At 70.8% G+C, this 17,753-nt stretch carries 13 protein-coding genes and 2 pseudogenes; 5 read left to right on the top strand and 10 right to left on the bottom strand.

What is annotated here, in order from left to right; all coding sequences use genetic code 11:
- On the top strand, window positions 1-2,631 hold the full coding sequence (locus D474_RS0109320; protein ID WP_017613313.1) for an ABC transporter permease: 2,631 nt from the start codon (window positions 1-3) through the stop codon (window positions 2,629-2,631).
- 43 nt (window positions 2,632-2,674) lie between these two features.
- Entirely contained in the window at window positions 2,675-4,252 is a 1,578-nt protein-coding gene (locus D474_RS0109315) for an MFS transporter (protein WP_026118324.1), read from the top strand.
- 51 nt (window positions 4,253-4,303) lie between these two features.
- Here the strand turns inward: D474_RS0109315 and D474_RS0109310 are convergent, their stop codons facing one another.
- The 4 genes from D474_RS0109310 to D474_RS32635 form a co-directional block, all read right to left on the bottom strand.
- Window positions 4,304-4,576 (bottom strand): hypothetical protein, encoded by a 273-nt coding sequence (locus tag D474_RS0109310; RefSeq protein WP_017613311.1) that lies wholly within the window; start codon window positions 4,574-4,576, stop codon window positions 4,304-4,306.
- Window positions 4,577-4,664: 88 nt separating this feature from the next.
- Window positions 4,665-5,495 (bottom strand): polyprenol monophosphomannose synthase, encoded by an 831-nt coding sequence (locus D474_RS0109305; protein WP_017613310.1) that lies wholly within the window; start codon window positions 5,493-5,495, stop codon window positions 4,665-4,667.
- Window positions 5,496-5,663: 168 nt separating this feature from the next.
- Entirely contained in the window at window positions 5,664-6,470 is an 807-nt protein-coding gene (locus D474_RS0109300) for a DeoR/GlpR family DNA-binding transcription regulator (protein ID WP_026118323.1), read from the bottom strand.
- 63 nt (window positions 6,471-6,533) lie between these two features.
- Window positions 6,534-6,671: a hypothetical protein gene (locus D474_RS32635; RefSeq protein ID WP_017613308.1), complete on the bottom strand. Its 138-nt coding sequence runs from the start codon at window positions 6,669-6,671 to the stop codon at window positions 6,534-6,536.
- A gap of 104 nt (window positions 6,672-6,775) precedes the next feature.
- Here D474_RS32635 and D474_RS0109290 point away from each other — a divergent pair, with 104 nt between their 5' ends.
- Window positions 6,776-7,558: a 4'-phosphopantetheinyl transferase family protein gene (locus tag D474_RS0109290; protein WP_017613307.1), complete on the top strand. Its 783-nt coding sequence runs from the start codon at window positions 6,776-6,778 to the stop codon at window positions 7,556-7,558.
- A gap of 6 nt (window positions 7,559-7,564) precedes the next feature.
- Here the strand turns inward: D474_RS0109290 and D474_RS28115 are convergent.
- Window positions 7,565-8,719 (bottom strand): annotated as a pseudogene (locus D474_RS28115) (acyl-CoA dehydrogenase family protein).
- 212 nt (window positions 8,720-8,931) lie between these two features.
- Between D474_RS28115 and D474_RS0109280 the strand changes: the two are divergent.
- Window positions 8,932-9,924, top strand: a complete 993-nt coding sequence (locus D474_RS0109280) for a LysR family transcriptional regulator (protein ID WP_017613304.1) — start codon at window positions 8,932-8,934, stop codon at window positions 9,922-9,924.
- Window positions 9,925-10,151: 227 nt separating this feature from the next.
- A pseudogene (locus D474_RS0109275) lies at window positions 10,152-11,406 on the top strand (ABC transporter substrate-binding protein).
- A 19-nt stretch (window positions 11,407-11,425) separates the two neighbouring features.
- Here D474_RS0109275 and D474_RS0109270 read toward each other — a convergent pair.
- From D474_RS0109270 to D474_RS0109250, 5 genes are all read right to left on the bottom strand, one after another.
- Window positions 11,426-11,917 carry a TVP38/TMEM64 family protein gene (locus D474_RS0109270; protein WP_449289347.1) on the bottom strand — a complete coding sequence of 164 codons (492 nt, stop codon included), beginning with the start codon at window positions 11,915-11,917 and terminating at the stop codon, window positions 11,426-11,428.
- 218 nt (window positions 11,918-12,135) lie between these two features.
- Window positions 12,136-13,518, bottom strand: coding sequence for a sensor histidine kinase (locus tag D474_RS0109265; RefSeq protein ID WP_017613301.1), 1,383 nt, complete (start codon window positions 13,516-13,518; stop codon window positions 12,136-12,138).
- A gap of 129 nt (window positions 13,519-13,647) precedes the next feature.
- Window positions 13,648-14,487, bottom strand: a complete 840-nt coding sequence (locus D474_RS0109260; RefSeq protein WP_017613300.1) for a TIGR03943 family putative permease subunit — start codon at window positions 14,485-14,487, stop codon at window positions 13,648-13,650.
- Window positions 14,484-15,551 (bottom strand): permease, encoded by a 1,068-nt coding sequence (locus D474_RS0109255; RefSeq protein WP_017613299.1) that lies wholly within the window; start codon window positions 15,549-15,551, stop codon window positions 14,484-14,486. The genes D474_RS0109260 and D474_RS0109255 overlap by 4 nt, the downstream gene beginning before the upstream one ends.
- Window positions 15,552-15,643: 92 nt before the next feature.
- On the bottom strand, window positions 15,644-17,404 hold the full coding sequence (locus D474_RS0109250) for an alanine/glycine:cation symporter family protein (protein WP_017613298.1): 1,761 nt from the start codon (window positions 17,402-17,404) through the stop codon (window positions 15,644-15,646).
- Window positions 17,405-17,753: the final 349 nt, after the last annotated feature.

Below are 17,753 nucleotides of genomic sequence, written 5' to 3'. Positions count from 1 at the left end.
ATGCTGCGCACCACACTCGCGGGGCTGCGACTGCACACGTCCCGCTACGTCACCACGGCCCTGGCGATCCTGCTGGGCGTGATGTTCGTGACCGGCACGATGGTCTTCGCCGACACCCTCGACTCCGACTACGAGTCCTCGGTGATGGGGTCGGCCACCAGCGTCGACGCGATCGCCGAGCCCGAGGAACCGGACTTCGACCCCGAGGCCGGGCCGCCGCCGCCCGCCGTGTTCGGCGAGGACGACCTGGAACGCGTCCGGGACCTGGACGAGGTCGCCGACGCCGACGGCCGGGTCGAGGGCCAGGCCGTCCTCCTGGACTCCGATGGGCGTGCCTTCGGGATGACGCCCCCTGCCGCCCTCTCGCTGGGTGAGGTCAGCCGGTTCGACGCCTCGGAGGGCACACTCCCCTCGGGCGGCGACGAGATCGCGCTGGCCACCTCCACCGCCGACGAGGCCGGGTTCGGTACCGGCGACACGGTGACCGTGCTCGACCCCGACCAGGAGGAGCGCGAGTTCACCGTGACCGGGCTGGTCGAGCTCGGGATCGACCCCTCCTACACGATGGGCGGGGCGATGATCCTGGACCGCGACACGGCCGAGGAGATGACCGGCGCCTCCGGTTACGTGGAGATCGACGCCCTCGCCGCCGAGGGCCACACCGACCAGGAGGCGGCCGACGCCATCGCCGCCGTCGTGAGCGGTGACGCCGACGTGCGCACCGGCGAGCAGTTCGGGCTGGACATGGCCCAGGAGGCCGGCGCCGACACCGCGGTGATGCGCGTCGCCCTTCTGCTGTTCGCGTTCATCGCCATGTTCGTGGCCGCGATCGTCATCTACAACACCTTCGCGATCGTCATAGCCCAGCGCCAGCGCGAGATGGCGCTGCTGCGCTGCGTGGGCGCCAAACGCAGCCAGGTGTTCGGGTCGGTACTGGCCGAGTCGACGGTGGTCGGTCTGGTCTCCTCCGCCCTGGGTGTGCTCGCCGGCATCGGTATCGGCATGCTGGGCGCACGCTTCGGCAGTGACTTGTCGGCAAGCGGCGCCGGCGGACCGGTCGACCTCGTCATCACCCCGGCCGCCGTCGTCTCCGGACTGGCTGTGGGCACTGTCGTCACGGTGGTCTCCGCCCTGGTCCCGGCGCTGCGGGCCACCCGGGTGAGCCCGCTGGCGGCGCTGCGTACCAGCGCCACGTCGGCGGGCCTGGACAGGCGTACCGGCCGGCTGCGTACCGCGGCCGGGCTGGCCGCCTTCGCCGCCTCCGCTGCGATGGTCGGGCTGAGCCGCACGGGCGGGACCTCCGAGGCCGACATGGTGATCGTGACCGCGGCAGCGCTGACAGCGTTCGTCGGTGTGGTCGTGCTCGGCCCGTTGCTGGTTCGAGGGGTGGTGCACGTGGCCGGCCTGGGCCTGCGGCGTACCGGGGTGGCGAGCATGCTGGCGGTGGACAACTCCACCCGGAACCCGAAGCGGGCTGCCACCGCGATGATCGCGCTGACCGTGGGCGCCACCCTCATCACGGGATACTCGGTGGTCAGCGCCTCGACCGAGTCGACGATGAACGCCGTGTTCGAGGAGCAGTTCCCGGTCGACTACCAGCTCAGCCCACAGTTCGCGATGGATGAGCCGACCGGCGGGGAACCGGCGGAGGAACCCGCCGACGAGGACGGGGACGCCGGCGCCGAGGTGCCGGACGCCGAGACGGTGCCCGAGAGCGTGCGGTCCGCGCTGGCCTCGGCCCCGGAGATCGACCAGGTCATGGGCCAGCGCACCGACTTCGTCGAGAACGAGGGGAGCGCCGACGGCCCCGGGGGCCCGGTGAACCTGATGGTGAACACCTACACCGACACCGACCTGGCCACCGACATGCCTTCCGACCTGGTCAGCGGTGACCTGGAGGACATGGGGCCCGGGCGGGCGACGCTCTCGGAGGACTACGCCGACGGGCTCACCGCAGGCGACACCTACACGCTGCCCACCGAGGACGGCGCCCTCGATCTGGAGGTCGCCGCGGTCACCGAGGGGACCGGCCAGATCCGCGGTGTGGTCGTGGACCCGCAGGACTTCGAGCAGGCCTTCCCGGGCCACACCGGTGACGACATGCTCTACGTGCGGGGCGCCTCGGGGGCCGACCCTTCGGAGCTGCGCAACGCGGTGCACGACGCCGTCGACGACCACCCGACCGTGCAGGTCGCGTCGATGGCCGAGATGAAGAACCAGTTCTCCCAGGTGCTCGACATCGCCTTCTACACGATCGCGGCGATGCTGGCGCTGGCGATCCTCATCGCTGTCTTCGGGATCTCCAACACGATGGCGCTGTCGGTGCTGGAGCGCACCCGCGAGTCGGCGCTGCTGCGGGCCCTGGGGCTGACCCGGGCCCAGCTGAGGCGGATGCTGGGCGTGGAAGCGGTGCTCCTGTGCCTGATCGGCGCGCTCATCGGTATCACGCTGGGTGTGGTCTTCGGGTGGGCGGGCGCCGCCTCGGTCCTGCCCGACCTGATCCTGACCGTGCCCTTCGCCCAGATCGGTGTGTTCGTGGCGATCGCGGTGGTGGCCGGGCTGCTGGCCTCGATCATGCCGGCACGCCGCGCGGCCAGGACCTCGATCACCGGCTCGCTCGCCGGGGAATGACGGTCGANCCCCCCCGCCGTACCGTGGGTCGGGGGTGGAGCGTGTGAGTGGTTCGGCTTCGACCCCGGTCTCGTCGGCCGGGGTCTCTTGGGGCACACCGGCGGCGCGGTGGATGCTGGCGGCGACGGTCCTGGGTTCGGGGATGGCGTTCCTGGACTCGACCGTGGTGACCGTGGCCCTGCCCGCCATCGAGCAGGAACTCGACACCGGGTTGGCGGGCCAGCAGTGGATCGTCAACGGGTACATGATCACCCTGTCGTCCTTGATCCTGCTGAGCGGTTCGCTGGCCGACCGGTTCGGCCGCGTGCGGCTGTTCATGGCCGGCATCGCGGTCTTCGCGGTCGCCTCCGCGCTGTGTTCGATGGCCCCGACCCTGGAACTGCTGGTGGCCGGGCGCGTGGCCCAGGGTGTGGGCGGTGCTCTGCTCACGCCGGGCAGTCTGGCGATCCTGCAGGCGGGTTTCCGCGAGGACGACCGGGCGCGGGCGATCGGTGCGTGGTCGGGGCTGACGGGTGTGGCCTCCGCGGTGGGCCCGTTCGTGGGCGGCTGGCTGGTGCAGATCGGCGACTGGCGGCTGATCTTCCTCATCAACCTCCCCTTGGCGGCGGTCGTGCTGGCGATCGCGTGGTTCAAGGTGCCCGAGTCCCGTGACCCGTCGGCGCCGCAGAACCTGGACTACGGCGGCGCGCTCCTGGGTGTGGTGGCCCTGGGCGGCATCACCTACGCGCTGATCCAGTGGGGCGCCGTCGGGGCCACCCCCGCTGTGCTCGTGGGTGCCGGCGTCGGTGTGGTCGCGCTCGTGGTGTTCCTCGTGGTGGAGGCCCGCAGGCGTGCACCGATGCTGCCTCCGAGCATCTTCCGTTCGGTGCCGTTCAGTGTCACCAACGCGGCCACGGTGATGATCTACGCGGCTCTGGGAACGCTGCTGTTCCTCCTGGTGATCCACCTGCAGGAGGTCGGCGGCTTCTCGCCGGTCGCAGCCGGTGCGGCCTCGTTGCCGCTGACGGTGCTGATGTTGCTGCTGTCTGCGCGCTCGGGCGACCTGGCCTCCAAGATCGGGCCCCGTCCGCAGTTGATCGGCGGCCCACTGCTGCTCGCGGCGGGCCTGGTGTACCTGTCGCGGATGCCGACCGACCCCGGGTACCTGGTGGACGTCTTCCCCGGGATCCTGCTGGTGGCGATGGGCATGTCGGCGACGGTGCTGGCCTCGGCGGCCCAGCGGCACGCAGGTCTGGCCTCGGGCGTCAACAACACGTTCGCGCGCGGCGCTCAGATGATCGGTGTGGCCGCGGTCCCGGCTCTGGCGGGGATCGGGGGCGGTTCGGGAGGGCAGGCGGGTGCGAGCGCGCTGGCGCAGGGGTTCGGTCCGGCGATGCTGATCCTGGCGGGCCTGGCGGTGGTGGCGGCGCTGTGTGCGGTGGCGCTGCCGCGAGGGCGGATGCCCGAGGCACGGGAAGCGGCCGAGCGGGGCACCGCCCCGGAGGAGGCCCCGGTGGCGGAGCCGGAGAACGAGGAGCACGGACCGTTCTTCTGCGGGGTGTCGGGGCCGCCGATGAGGTCGTGCCCCGGGTCGAGCGCCGGAGGCGAGGAGGAGGGCCCTGCGGCGGGGGACGGTCGGTGAGGACCGGGGCCGGGCGGCCCGCCCCACGGCGGACGCCCGCCGCACGGGTTCCTACCAGTCGTCCTCGCGGTCCGGGTCGACCTCGTTGACGGCCCCGGACTCGGCGCCCTCTCCGTCGAGGTCCCAGTCCTCGCGGGCGAGGGCGTTGCCGCGTTCGTCGCGCACCTCGTCGCTGATACCCCGGCCCTCGGAGGTGTCGTCCTCGACGAAGGTATAACCGGCGTCGTCGCCGGGGGCGTCCATGCGGCTCTCGGCCTCGGCGACCTCGCTCTCCTGCGGGTCGTCGCCCATGTCGGCGTCCACGTCGTACGGTTGCTCGCTCACGGTGCCCCTCCTTTCCTTGCGACCGATGATCGCAGCAGGTCACGGCATTGTGAAGGAATGCGGCACCGGTGCGCGCGGTGAGGGCGCCTCAGCGGCGGGTGTTCTCGGCCCGGCGCAGACGAAGAGGGCGCAGCGCGGCCTCCAGAGCCACTCCGGCGTCCAGCTTGCTCTCGCCCTCGACCCGGTCCTCGAAGTGGATGGGGATCTCGACGAGCTTCTGGCCCCGGCGATAGGCGCGGTAGTGCATCTCGACCTGGAAGGCGTACCCGGTGCTCTCGATGCTGGGCAGGTCGAGCACACGCAGCGCCGAGGCCCGCCAGATCTTGAACCCGGCGGTGACGTCGCGGACCGGCATCGACAGGACGGTCTTGACGTAGGCGTTGGCCCACCCGCTGAGCATGCGGCGGCGCAGACCCCACTGTTCGGACAGGCTTCCGCCGGGCACGTAGCGGCTGCCGATGACCACGCCGGCGCCGGTGGAGTGCAGAGCCCCCAGGAGCTGGGGCACGTAGCCGACGGGGTGGCTGAGGTCGGCGTCCATCTGCACGACGTAGTCGGCACCGCGGTCCAGGGCGTGGGTCATGCCCTCGACGTAGGCACGGCCGAGGCCGTCCTTGTGGGTGCGGTGCACGACCGACAGGCGCCCGTGTTCGGGGCCGCCGAGCTCGACCGAGAGCTTGTCGGCGATCTCACCGGTGCCGTCGGGCGAGTTGTCGTCGACCACGACCACGCGCAGGTTCGGCAGGTCCAGCGCCATGAGCTGGGCGACGATCCTGGGCAGGTTCTCCGCCTCCTCGAAAGTGGGCACGACGACGGTGACACGCGAGGAGGACCAGGGTTCCGGGAGGGCCACCGGTTCGGGGGTGACACGCACCGGCCGGGTGGGGAACTGTTGCTGGGGCGTCGGCTGTGCGGGCATGCGCGGCGGCTCCTGCCTGGTGGACGACGTGGGCGGTGGGGCACCTGGGCGCGTTCGGCGGACCTGGGGCGAAGGGACAGCATCACGCGTGCGGTCCCCACTGCACAAGTGGCGTGGCCCGTAGGTTACGCGTTCGTTCCCGCCGCGGGTGCCCGAACACACAGGGGGTCAGTGGCCGCGTTCACCGACGGCGACCGCGACGTGGACGAGGGCACCGGTGTCCTCCAGGGTCATGAGGACCTCGGGGTCGGCGCCGTTGTCGGTGACCAGGTGGGCGATCTCCTCGGGGACGACGGTGGGGACCATGGTGTCGGCGCCGATCTTGGTGTGGTCGGCGAGCACGACGGTCTCCTCGGCGCAGGACGACAGTGCGCGGTCGACGGCCGCCACGGCCGGGTCGGGGGTGCTCAGGCCGCGCTCGGCGCTGACCCCGTTGCCGGACAGGAACGCCCGGTTGACGCGCAGCGCGGCAAGAGTGGCCTGGGCCTCGGCACCCACGAGCGCGCGCATGGGGCCGTGCAGGGTTCCACCGGTCATGACCACGCGCACCCCGGGGGCCGTCGCCAGGACATCGGCCACGCGGAGGGCGTTGGTGACGACGGTGAGTTCGGTGTGCTGGAGGAGTTCGTGGGCCAGCGCCTCGGCAGTGCTTCCGGGCCCGAGGGTGACGGCGTCACCGGGGCGCACCAACCGGGCGGCGGTGGCGGCGATGGCGGCCTTCTCCGTGGCGCACTGGGTGCTCTTGCCGGAGTAGCTCTGTTCGTGCCCCATGCGTCCGGGCAGGGCCACACCGCCGCGGCGCCGGTCGACGAGCCCCTCGGCCTCGAGGGCGCGCACGTCGCGGCGCACGGTCACCTCGGAGGCGTGCACCTGGGCGGCGAGGTCGCGCAGGGACACGGACCCGTGTGCGCGGACGAGTTCGAGGATGCGTTCGCGGCGTACGGCGGCGAAGGCCGGTCGGTTCTCCTCGGCCACGTTGGTGGGTTCCCCGTTCTCGTCGCGTCCGGACACGGTGGGCCTCCGTGCCCGCTTGCGCTCCTAGAGTACGGAACCTTCCTGGTCCGGGCTGTGTTCGGGGTCGGAGGGGCGTTCGAGGAGGAGGGTCACCAGGACCACTGCGGTGAGCGCCACCAGGCCGATGAACGCTCCTGCTCCGAACAGTACGACGACGGACATCGGGGCCTCCCCAGGGGACGGGCTGACCTGTCAACGAACGAATTCCCTGTTCGCGCCCGGCCCACACGCCCGTACACGACCCGACTCGGATGCACAATTGAGGCATGAGCCCCGACCCCACCCCGACACCACTGACGGCCACGGTCTGGTGGGCGCACACCTCGGCGGCGAGCAGCCGGCTGGTGCGTCTGCTGGACGAGGGCGAGCGCACCCGCAACGAACGGTTCCGGTTCCAGGCCGACCGCGACCGGCATCTGCTGGGACGGGCGATGACGCGGTTGACCCTGGCGGAGCTGTCCGGGTGCCCTCCAGAGTTCATCGCCTTCGACCTGCACTGCCGTTCCTGTGAGGACAAGGAACGTGCGGGTGTCGAACGCGACCGGAACCCGCACGGCAAACCGTTCCCGATCGGAGCGGCACAGGGCTGGGAGTTCTCGGTGACCCACTCGGGCGAGTGGGTGGCCCTGGCGGTGACCGAGGGCATCCCCGTGGGTGTGGACGTGGAGCGTGTGGCCCCTGCCCGCGACCTGGACGGGCTGGCGGGATACACGCTGGCCGAACCCGAGCACCGGGTTTGGTCCGGCTTGGGTGAGCCCGAGCGCACGGGGGCCTTCTACGGCTACTGGGCTCGCAAGGAGGCCTTGCTCAAGGCGACGGGTCTGGGCCTGTCGGGAGGTCTGCGCCGGGTGACGGTGAGCGCGCCCCACGAGGCGGCCGAGTTCGTCTCCTGGGAGGGTGGCGGAGCCCCCGGCCCGGTGTGGATGGCGGACCTGGAACGCGAGGAGGAGTACCGGTCGGCCGTCGCGGTGCTCACCGACCGCCCCGTGGATCTGCGGGTGCGCACGGCTCAGGAGACGGTCTCCGAGCTCCTGGCCGCGCGTTCCTGAGCGGGTTCAGCCGTCCTGGGCGAGGTGGCGGGAGATCACCAGGCGCTGGACCTGGTTGGTCCCCTCCACGATCTGCAGGACCTTGGCCTCGCGCATGTACCGCTCGACGGGGAAGTCGCGGGTTTAGCCGTAGCCGCCCAGCACCTGCACGGCATCGGTGGTCACCCGCATGGCGGTGTCGGTGGCCATGAGTTTGGCCATGGCGGCGCGCTCGCCGTAGGGGCGTCCGGCGTCGCGCAGGCGGGCGGCCGACAGGTAGAGCTCGCGGGAGGCGGCGACCTGGGTGGCCATGTCGGCGAGCGTGAAACCCAAGCCCTGGAAGTCGCCGATGGGGCTGCCGAACTGGCGGCGTTCCCGAGAGTAGGACACGGCGGTGTCGAGCGCGGCCTGGGCCAGGCCCACGGCGCACGCGGCGATGCCCAGGCGGCCGGAGTCGAGCGCCGACAGTGCGATGCCGAACCCCCGGTTCTCCTCGCCGACGAGCGCGTCGGCGGGCAGGCGCACGTCGTCGAAGAGCACCCCGGCGGTGGGCGAGGAGTTCATGCCCATCTTGCGTTCGGGCGCGGCCGAGGAGAGTCCGGGGGTACCGGCGGGCACGTGCAGGCAGCTGATGCCCTTGCCGCCGGAGTCGGGGCCGCCGGTGCGGGCGAAGATAATGTAGTGGTCGGCCCGGCCGCCGTGGGTGATCCAGGCCTTGGCACCGTTGACGAGGTAACCGTCACCGGTGTTCTCGGCGCGGGTGGTCATGGCGGCCGCGTCCGATCCGGATGTGGTCTCGGACAGGCAGTAAGCGCCGAGGGTGCTGCCGCCGAGCATGTCGGGCAGGAAAGCGGCGCGCTGCTCGTCCGTGCCGAACTCGGCGACAGGGTAGGCCGAGAGGCTGTGCACGCTCACGCCCAGGCCGACGGCGAGCCATCCGCGGGCGAGCTCCTCGACGACCTGGAGGTAGACCTCGTAGGGCTGGTCCCCGCCGCCGTACTCGGACGGGTAGGGCAGGCCGAGGAGGCCGGCCCCGCCGAGGGTCGTGAAGACCTCGCGCGGGAAGGTTCCGTGCTCCTCGTCGCGGGCGGCGCGCGGGGCGAGCTCCTTGTCGACGAGTTCGCCGGTCAGCTCGAGCAGCTGCCGCGCCTCGGGTGTGTGCAGTTCGCGTTCGACCGCCATGGGTACTCTCCATCGTCGTACCGGCCCCGCCCCTTTTACTAGGACGTCCAATCATCATGGTGACGGACGGCACCATATCCCACCCCGACCGGCACCTGTGATCCGGGCCGGTGGCTCGCACCACGGGCACGCCCGGACGGGAGGCACCCCGCCACCTGAGCGACGGTACGCACGTCTGTACACGGCTGCCCCGGTGGTCCTACATTCCACGCATGGACCTCGAACTCCGGCACCTCCGCACCCTCTGCCTGCTCGCCGACACCGGCAGCGTCACCAAGGCCGCCGCGGCCCTGGCCACGTCGCAGCCGGCCCTGACCACGCAGTTGCAACGCATCGAGCGCGAAGTGGGCGGGCGCCTGTTCCATCGGGGGCGCGCCGGGGTCGAACCCACCGAACTCGGCGAGTTCGTACTGGTGCGCGCCAGGTCGGTCCTGCTGTCGATGGACGACCTGCTGCACGACGTCAGCGCCCGAGGCGCCTCACCCGCGACCCTGCGCGTGGGGGGTGTGGGCCCCCTGACCGTGGAGCTGTCGGCGCGCCTGCCAGAGGTCTTCCCGAACACACCGGTCCATGTACGCACCGAGTACTCCCCCAAGCTGGTCGTCGACCTGGTTCGGGCCGGGCGCCTGGACCTGGGCACGGCCATCGACTACGCGGACCGCGACCTGTCCACGGACGGCCCGCTGTCCTGGGCGATGCTCGCGGTGGAACCGTTGCACGTGGCGCTGCCGTCCGGCCACCGCACGGCCGGGGCGCCGGTGGTGGAGCTGGCTGATCTGCGGGGCGCCCTCTGGGCGCTCACTCCCCCGGACGGGAGCGGGTGGCCGGAGTGCTTCTACCTGGCCTGCCGACGCGCCGGGTTCACGCCGGAGGTGCCCTTCCGGCTGCACGACCGTGCGGAGATCCGCGAGCTGGTCGCGAGTGGGCGCGCGGTCGCCCCGTGCCGTCCCGGCTTCGACGGCGGGGAGGACGTGGTCGTGCGCCGCTTGGAGGGAGAGCCGATCCAGTTGCGCCATCTCCTGGTGTGGCGGCGTGACGGTGTGGCCCACCAGGCCGCGGACGCGATCGCGCGGCTGGCACGGAAGATCCTGGGCGCTCCCCGGACGCACGAGCGCACGGAGGCCGCGCCGGGGACCGCCGCCGCACGGCCCGGAGCCCCGGCCGAGCCACCCCACCTGGACGAACCAGCACATACCGAGCGGTAGGGTCCGTCACGCGTTCCCGGAGATCCGGCGACCTCTCACCAGTGACGTTCCGTGACCACGGCTAACCACCTCCGTGGCCCCGGAAGGGGCACCGGTGCTTTACCCTTCAGTAACGTACTGGAGAGTAGGAGTCCCCCTGTCGCCCGCTCCCGAGCTACGTAACTTCCTTTTCCCCCAGGGCGGCACACACGCCCACCGAGAAGGCACGACCGAGTTCAGGACAACACATGCGACCACTGAGACTCTTGGCCACAGTGATGGCCGTAGCGGTCCTCGCCACCGCCTGTGGCGAGGGCAACGGGGGTTCGGAGACCGACACCGACACCCAGGGCGTCACCGACGACGCCGTGGTCATCGGGACCCACCAACCGCTGACCGGCCCGGCCTCCCCCGGCTTCCGCAACGTCTNTCCACGGCCGCCGTATCGACTACCAGGTCCAGGACGACTCCTTCGACCCCGCCCAGACCATGGAGGCGACCGAGACCCTCCTGGACGAACACGAGATCTTCGCGATGCTCGGCGGTCTGGGCACCCCCACCCACGAGTCGGTCATCGACGACCTCAACAGCGAGGGCGTCCCCGACCTGTTCGTCTCTTCCGGCACCCTGCAGTGGGACCAGCCGGCCGTGTACCCCTACAGCTACGGCTTCCAGGTGGACTACACCAAGGAGGCCAAGATCCAGGGCGACTACCTGGCGGAGAACTTCGCGGGGGACGACATCGGCCTGCTGTACCAGAACGACGACGTGGGCCCCTCCACCCACGCCGGCATAGAGCAGTACCTCATCGACGAGATCGTGGCCTACGAGTCCTACGACCCCGGTGTCCCGGAACTCGCCGGACAGGTCGCCGAGCTCAAGGCCGCCGACGCCGACGTCGCGGTTTGCTCGTGTGTGCCCGCCTACCTCGCCCTGGCCGTCACCGAGGCCGCCGCCATCGGTTACGAGCCCCAGTGGGTGGCGCCGTCCTGGAGCGGCGACGTCGCGGTCGCCACCGAGCTCATCGAGGAGCACGCCGAGGGCACCCCCGCCGAGAACATCCCACCGGAGGCCTTCCTGGACGGGCTCATCATCACGGCGTTCCTACCGATGGTCGAGCAGTCCGACGATCCGTGGACGCAGTTCTTCCAGGAGATCCACGACGAGTACAACTCCGGGACCGAATTCACCGACACCACCGTGTACGGCATGGTCCAGGCCGTGCTCTTCGCCCAACTGCTCATGGAGACCGGCCCCGACCTGGGCCGCGAGGCGCTCCTGCAGACCCTGGAGGAGCACGACCTCGAGGGCCCGGGCCTGGTGCCGTTCATGGCCACCGAGAACGACCACAGCGGTTACTCCGGTGTGATGGTCGTCCAGCACAACGCGGGCGAGGAGCCCGATGTGCTCCAGGAGCCGATGATCACCGACAGCGATGGCGGCGAGATCACCGACTTCGACCTCGACCGGCCCGATCCAGACGACGTCGAGCTGTTCAACTGACCGTTTCTCAGCACGGCGCTCAGACGGCGTCCGGCCGGGCCGAGGACCCGCGCCGGGCGCCGTTGCCGCACCGGGACCAGAGCCACCACCCCANCGGGGCGGCCCTGCCGTAGTCGGCTCCGCCCGCGCCCACCAGGACGAACGCGGCGGTCACCGGGAGACTGCCCACGAACGTGCCCAGCACGAAGTGCCACGTACGGATACGGGTGAGTCCGAACCCGTAGTTGATGGCCTGGTACGGGATCACCGGGATCAGCCGCAGCTGGATGGCGGCGAGCAGACCGCGGTGGTCGGCCAGTGCGTCGAGCCTGCCGCGCACGCCCTCGGGGAGCCGGCTCGCGACCGCCTCGCCGGCCACGTGCCGGGCGAAGAGGAACTGCACGAACGCGGAGAGTACGCCGCCCACGGTGGCCAGCACCAGCCCCGGCCCCATACCGAAGAGCAGGCCACCGGCGACGTTGAGCGCCGGTCGGGGCAGCAGCGCGAAGACCGCTACGACGTACAGGCCCACGTAGAGCAGGGGCCCGCTCAGGGCGGCCGAGTCCACCCAGTCCTGGATCTGGCCGAGGCTGGGGCCGTGGAAGACGGCCCACACGAAGAAGACGAGCCACAGGGTCACCAGCCCTGCCTTCACCAGATACTCCCCGCGCGTGCCTTTGCCCCAGATGTCCACCGCCCCAGGGTAGGACCTGTTCGGACGGCATCGGCCGTGCGGAGAGCCGTCTCACCTCAGCGGCGCTCGTCCTCCGGTGGCGCCAGGGGAAGGCGGACGGTGAAGACCGCACCACCCAGCAGCAGGCTGTTCCCGGCCGTGAGCGTTCCGCCGTGGACCTGCACGATCTCGCGGGAGATGGGCAGGCCCAGACCGCTGCCACCGGGGTCGCGTTCCTTGGACTCGGCGAGGCGGGAGAAGCGTTCGAAGACCCGTTCGCGGTCCTGCTCGGGGATGCCGGAACCGTCGTCGTGCACCTCGACCACGGCGGTGTCGCCGTCCTTGCGCACGTAGACGTCGATCCGGCTGTCCATGTGGCGTTCGGCGTTGGCGACCAGGTTGGTCAGGACCCGCACGATACGCAGCCGGTTGACCTGGACGGTGACCGGTTCGGGGGTGTGGGTGCGCAGGGCGGGACAGCGGCAGTGGTCGCCGAACTCTCTTGCGACCACCTCGGCGAGATCGATGCGTTCGACCTGGGCGGGCCCACCGGTCTCCAATCGCGCCATCTCCAGGAGGTCGTTGACGATGTTCTCGAGTCGTTCGGTGTCCGAGAGCAGGCCGGTCAGCAGGCGTTCGCGGGCGCGCAGGTCGGGCTCGGGATCGGAGAGCTCCACCTCGAGCTTGGTGCGCATACCGGTGATGGGGCTGCGTAGTTCGTGGGAGGCGTCGGAGACGAAGCGGCGCTGGCGGGTGACGGAGGACTCCAGGCGGTCCAGGCTCTCGTTGGCTGTCCGGGCCAGCTCCGCGATCTCGTCGCCGGTCTTCGGGACCGGAAGGCGGCGGTGCAGGTCACTGGCGGTGATGTGCTCCATCTCGGAGCTGATGCCCCGAACCGGTCGCAGGGCCCGGCCCACGCCGTACCAGATGACGAGCCCGGTTCCCACGGTCAGCAGGGCGGCGGCGCCCACGAGCACGAGCTCGAGCACGTTGGTGGCCAGGAACCCGGGGGTACGCGACGCGGCCAGAACCGTGACGTCGTCCCCGTAGGCGGAGTCCGGGACCTCGTAACCGACGACCAGGAAACAGTCGCCCTCTCCCCCGCCGGCGATGTCACCGCACACCGGCGTGGAGATGCGGCGATCGTCGCCCGCGGGTTCCTCCTCCGTGATGGGGGCCAGGCCGCGCAGGGCGTCGCTGGCCGCGAGAACCTCACCGCTCTCGTGGTCGACGACCTGCATCCGCGTGATCGGTTCCGAGACCGGAATCGTGTTCCCATAACGCTCAGTAGCAACATGCGCCGCCATCTCGCGTGCGACAGCGTCGGCGCGGTCGATGTTCTGCTCCTGGGCCAGATCCCGGATCAGGACCGCACCCACGACCAGGACCGCACACAAGATCACGGCGAACGCGAGAATTGCACCCGTGGTGACACGCGCGCGGATCGAACGTGGGCGCATCCTCCCCCACGTCCGACCGGCGTGCTCGTTCCCCTGTGACACCCGCCCATTGTCACTCAGCGCAACCACGTTCCGGGGAACGTGGGGCGGTGTGGCGGGCCCCGCAGGGACGCAGGCCCGCCCGCTCACTCACTCGTAGGGGTCGGGCGGGTCGGTGACCTCCTCGCGTTCCTCGACCCGGAACTGGTGGTCGCTGACTTCGGAGAGCTCGCCCTCGGGTTCGACCCAGCTCCCGCGCACCGTCCACCAGGTGTCGGCCTCGGGGGTGGGACCGTCGTCGACGATCTCGACCCGGTTGACCACGGCGTCGGCAGCGCAGCAGGCCATCTGCAGGCGGGCCAGGTACCAGCCCTCCCCCTCCTCGTCGGGCACGGCGAACCCGGTGAGCTCGATGTCGCGGCCTGCCATCTCCCGACCCTCGTCGATCCAGGCGCGCATGACGAACTCCTGAACGGCCATGGACACGGTCTCCCCCGCGTCGGCCTCGGTGAGGGCGTCCTTGAACCCGTCGGAAGTCTGTTCCTCCGGCGGCGGGCCGGAGGATCCGCCGGTCGACTCCACCGTGTAGGAGCCCAGCGCCGGTGGGGCGATGACGAAGACGGCGACCACGGGCAGCAGCAGGAGCCAGGCGACCTTGGGGGCGCGGGAGTGGTCGTGCCCGCCGTCACCGTACTCCTCGGCCACGGCGCGGTCGCGCTCACGCGCTCCGTCCACGGTCGGCACCCCGTCCGTCTGCGCACCATGGGCGTGCTCGGGCGTGGCCTCACTGTGGTCCAGGGCCCCGCTCTCGCCGCGCAGTTCGGCGACGATCACGAGCACACCGAGGATCACGGTGACGGCACCGGCCGCGACGAGGAACGGGCCGAAACCGGCCTTGACCCAGTTCAGGTAGAGGTTCGTGGGGACGGTGGCGGTGAGGGCGGCCGCGCCGAGCAGGACGAGGGTGAGCCCTTGGGCGATCCGGTTCACAGCAGCAGCCCTCCGATCAGGAACGTGCTGGCGAGCCCGACGATGAGGCAGATCGGGGCGAAGCGTGCCACGAAACGCCACCCGAAGACGCCCGCCTGCATGGCGATGAGCTTGAGGTCCACGATTGGGCCGATGACCATGAAGGCGAGCTTGGCGGTGGGCGAGAAGTCGGTGAGGCTGACCGCGACGAAGGCGTCGGCCTCCGAGCAGATGGACAACACGATCGCCAGCAGCGCCAGGACCAGGACCGAGATGATCGGGGCCTCGGCCACGGCCAGCAGCCACTCACGCGGCACCATGACGTTGAGGGTGGCCGCGGCCAAGGCGCCGACGACAAGGTAACCGCCGGCGTGCATGATGTCGTGCAGCATCGATTCGCGGAAGATCTGCCAGCGGGAGGCCCCTGGCGTGTGGGAGCGCGAGGGCAGCCGCAACCAGTCCGCCTTGCCGAACCGCACCCAGATCCATCCGATGACGACCGAGGCCAGGAGCCCGGCCACGAAACGGGCGAGCACCATCTCGGGCTGTCCGGCGAAGGCCACGGCGGTGGCGATCATGACGATGGGGTTGATCGACGGCGCCGCCAGGAGGAACGTCAGCGCCGCAGCGGGTGCGACCCCGCGTTTGATGAGGCTGCCGGCGATGGGCACGGACGCGCACTCGCAGCCGGGCAGCACGGCACCGGAGGCTCCTGCGACAGGGACGGCCCGGCCCGCGTTCTGCGGGATGAACTTCCGGTACACCGAGGCCGGCACGAAGGCCGTGAGCATCGCCGACAGGGCCACTCCGAAGACCAGGAACGGCAGGGCCTGGAAGGCGATGGCGGTGAAGATGGTGGCCCAGGCGAGGAAGGCCTGGTCGGTGAGCTCGTCGGTGAGCCAGGAATGGGCCATGGCCATCGCGGTGATCATGAGCGCGAACAGCCAGACGGTGCCGGTTCTGCGGGTGCTGGTGCGGCGCCCCCAGTCGGCCGGGGGCAGTTCGTCTCGGTCGCTCCATCCCTGGGCGATGCTGTCACCCAGGGCGGACGGGGGTGTGGCGTCGGCTGACGTCCGGTCGGACACGGCGGAACTCCGTGGGGGTCGTACGGGAACTCGCTGCATCGTACCGAAAACGGTTTTCGATTGCGTCCCGCACGACCCGCCTGTGGAAAGGGTCACCTGATTCCGGTGCTGCCCGTCCCCTCGTCGTCGTCACGGCCCTCGTCCTGGCCGGTCCCGCCCGGCTCTTCGCCGGTCCCGGTCTCCTCGGTCTCGGCCCCCGCAGCGGACGCCCCGGCGGGCGAGGCACCGGAAGCGGTCCCTCCGTCCCCGGGAGCGTCGAGGTCCTCGGCAGCGGGTGTGTCCTCGGGGTGCAGGGCCTCGGCCCCGTCGTGGCCGCGCTCGACCTCGGTGTCCAGGGCACGCCAGGACCCCTCGTCGGCCTCGGCGGCCGGATCTCCGGGTGCCAGGGCCTCACTCCGGTCGATGTCGTCTGGAAAGTTGCCGTGCACCGGCCCCCACGCCGTGACGTTCTCCAGGTCCGGCATCTTGGCCAGTGTGAACTGCGGGTCGAGCCCGTACCGGAGTTGGCGGCTGTAGTCGGACAGCAGGCGGAACGCGATCGGGGACAGCAGGGCGAGCGAGACCAGGTTGACCGTGGCCATCACACCCATGGAGATGTCGGCCAGGCTCCAGACCACCGTCAGCGGGGCCACACAGCCGATGAAGACCGCCGCCAGGACCGCGTACCGGAAGTAGGTCATGTGGCGGTGCTCGGCGTCGAGGAACTGCAGGTTGGACTCGCCGTAGTAGTAGTTGCCCAGGACCGAGGTCCAGGCCAGAAGGAACATGATGACCGTCAGCGCGTGCAGCGACCATCCGCCCAGCGAGGCCTGCAGCGCCTCCTGTGCGACGACGATGCCCTGGTCGGTTCCGGGGTCGTAGACAGAACCGTTGATGAGCACGATGAATGCGGTCACCGAGCAGACGAGCCAGGTGTCGAAGTAGACGCCGAGCGACTGCACCAGGCCCTGTTTGGCGGGGTGGGAGACCGATGCGGTGGCAGCAGCGTTGGGGGCGGAGCCCAGGCCGGCCTCGTTGGAGAACATGCCGCGGCGCATGCCCTGCACGATCGCGGCGCCCACACCGCCGGCGGCGAACTCGCGGACCCCGAAGGCGTGCCCGAAGATGTCACCCAGCACCCGCGGGACCTGTTCGATGTTGAGCACGACCACGGCCACGCCGAGCAGGATGTAGAGGATCGCCATGAGGGGCACCAGACCCTGCGCCACTGTGGCGATGCGGCGCACGCCTCCGAAGATGACCGCGCCGGTCAGCAGGGCCAGGCCGATCCCGATGAGGGCGTTGAGCCAGAACCCTCCGCTGCCCCCGGCGTACTCCACGGAAGTGCTGATCGCACCCGCGACGCTGTTGGCCTGCACCGAGTTGAAGACGAGGCTGAAGGTGATGGTGATGACGACGGCGAAGAGCACACCCATCCAGCGGCGCTTGAGGCCGTAGAGCATGTAGTAGGCCGGCCCACCACGGAACCCGGTGGCGGTGCGTACCTTGTAGAGCTGGGCGAGCGTGGACTCGACGAAAGCGGCCGCACCCAGGACGCCGGCCATGACCCACATCCAGAACACGGCGCCGGGCCCGCCCAGGATGATGGCCAGGGACACACCCACGATGTTGCCGGTGCCCACGCGCGAGGCGGCCGAGAGCGCGAAGGCCTGGAAGGAGGAGATCTCCCGTCCGCCGTCAGGGGCCACGCCGGGGCTGCTGCGCAGGACGCGGAACATCTCGGGGAGGAGCCGCAGCTGGACGAACCCGCTGCGCACGGTGAAGTAGAGGGTCAGAACGACCAGGAGCGGGATGACCAGGAAGCTCCAGAACAGGTCGTTGAGGCCCACGAGCAGGTCGTTGAGGACGTTCACGCATTCCCCTTCAGGTGGCGTGCCGGTCCCGAGTGCGGGAATCGGGGTTTCCCGCAACTGTCCTCGCCCTCTCACGTGGTGCCGGGCCGGAACACGCGAATGCGCGGTAAAGGAGCGCAAAACACCACTGGGACAGGCGAAGGGCCCGCCCCCGGCTGTTGCCGGGAACGGGCCCTGCCTGTTCTGCGTGCCCGGTCCCTCCCCGCCGGAGCGGGACGGGACCCGGGGAGCCCCTAGTGCGGGGCGGAGTCGAAGCGGTCGCGGCGGTTGTCCCCGCGGCGGTCGTTGCGGCGCTCGCCCCGGTGACCGCCGCGGCGGTCGCCCCGGGGTCCACCTTCGCCACGAGGGC

This window comes from Nocardiopsis salina YIM 90010 (genome assembly GCF_000341025.1).
Classification (GTDB): Bacteria; Actinomycetota; Actinomycetes; order Streptosporangiales; family Streptosporangiaceae; genus Nocardiopsis; species Nocardiopsis salina.
This window is presented reverse-complemented; position numbering and strand designations above follow the sequence as displayed.

Bases quoted from the DNA above. Each gene is read 5' to 3' on its own strand.
- D474_RS32635 (WP_017613308.1), bottom strand. From the start codon at position 6,671: ATGTCCGTCGTCGTACTGTTCGGAGCAGGAGCGTTCATCGGCCTGGTG.
- D474_RS0109320 (WP_017613313.1), top strand. From the start codon at position 1: ATGCTGCGCACCACACTCGCGGGGCTGCGACTGCACACGTCCCGCTAC.
- D474_RS0109305 (WP_017613310.1), bottom strand. From the start codon at position 5,495: ATGCCCGCACAGCCGACGCCCCAGCAACAGTTCCCCACCCGGCCGGTG.
- D474_RS0109290 (WP_017613307.1), top strand. From the start codon at position 6,776: ATGAGCCCCGACCCCACCCCGACACCACTGACGGCCACGGTCTGGTGG.
- D474_RS0109280 (WP_017613304.1), top strand. From the start codon at position 8,932: ATGGACCTCGAACTCCGGCACCTCCGCACCCTCTGCCTGCTCGCCGAC.
- D474_RS0109265 (WP_017613301.1), bottom strand. From the start codon at position 13,518: ATGCGCCCACGTTCGATCCGCGCGCGTGTCACCACGGGTGCAATTCTC.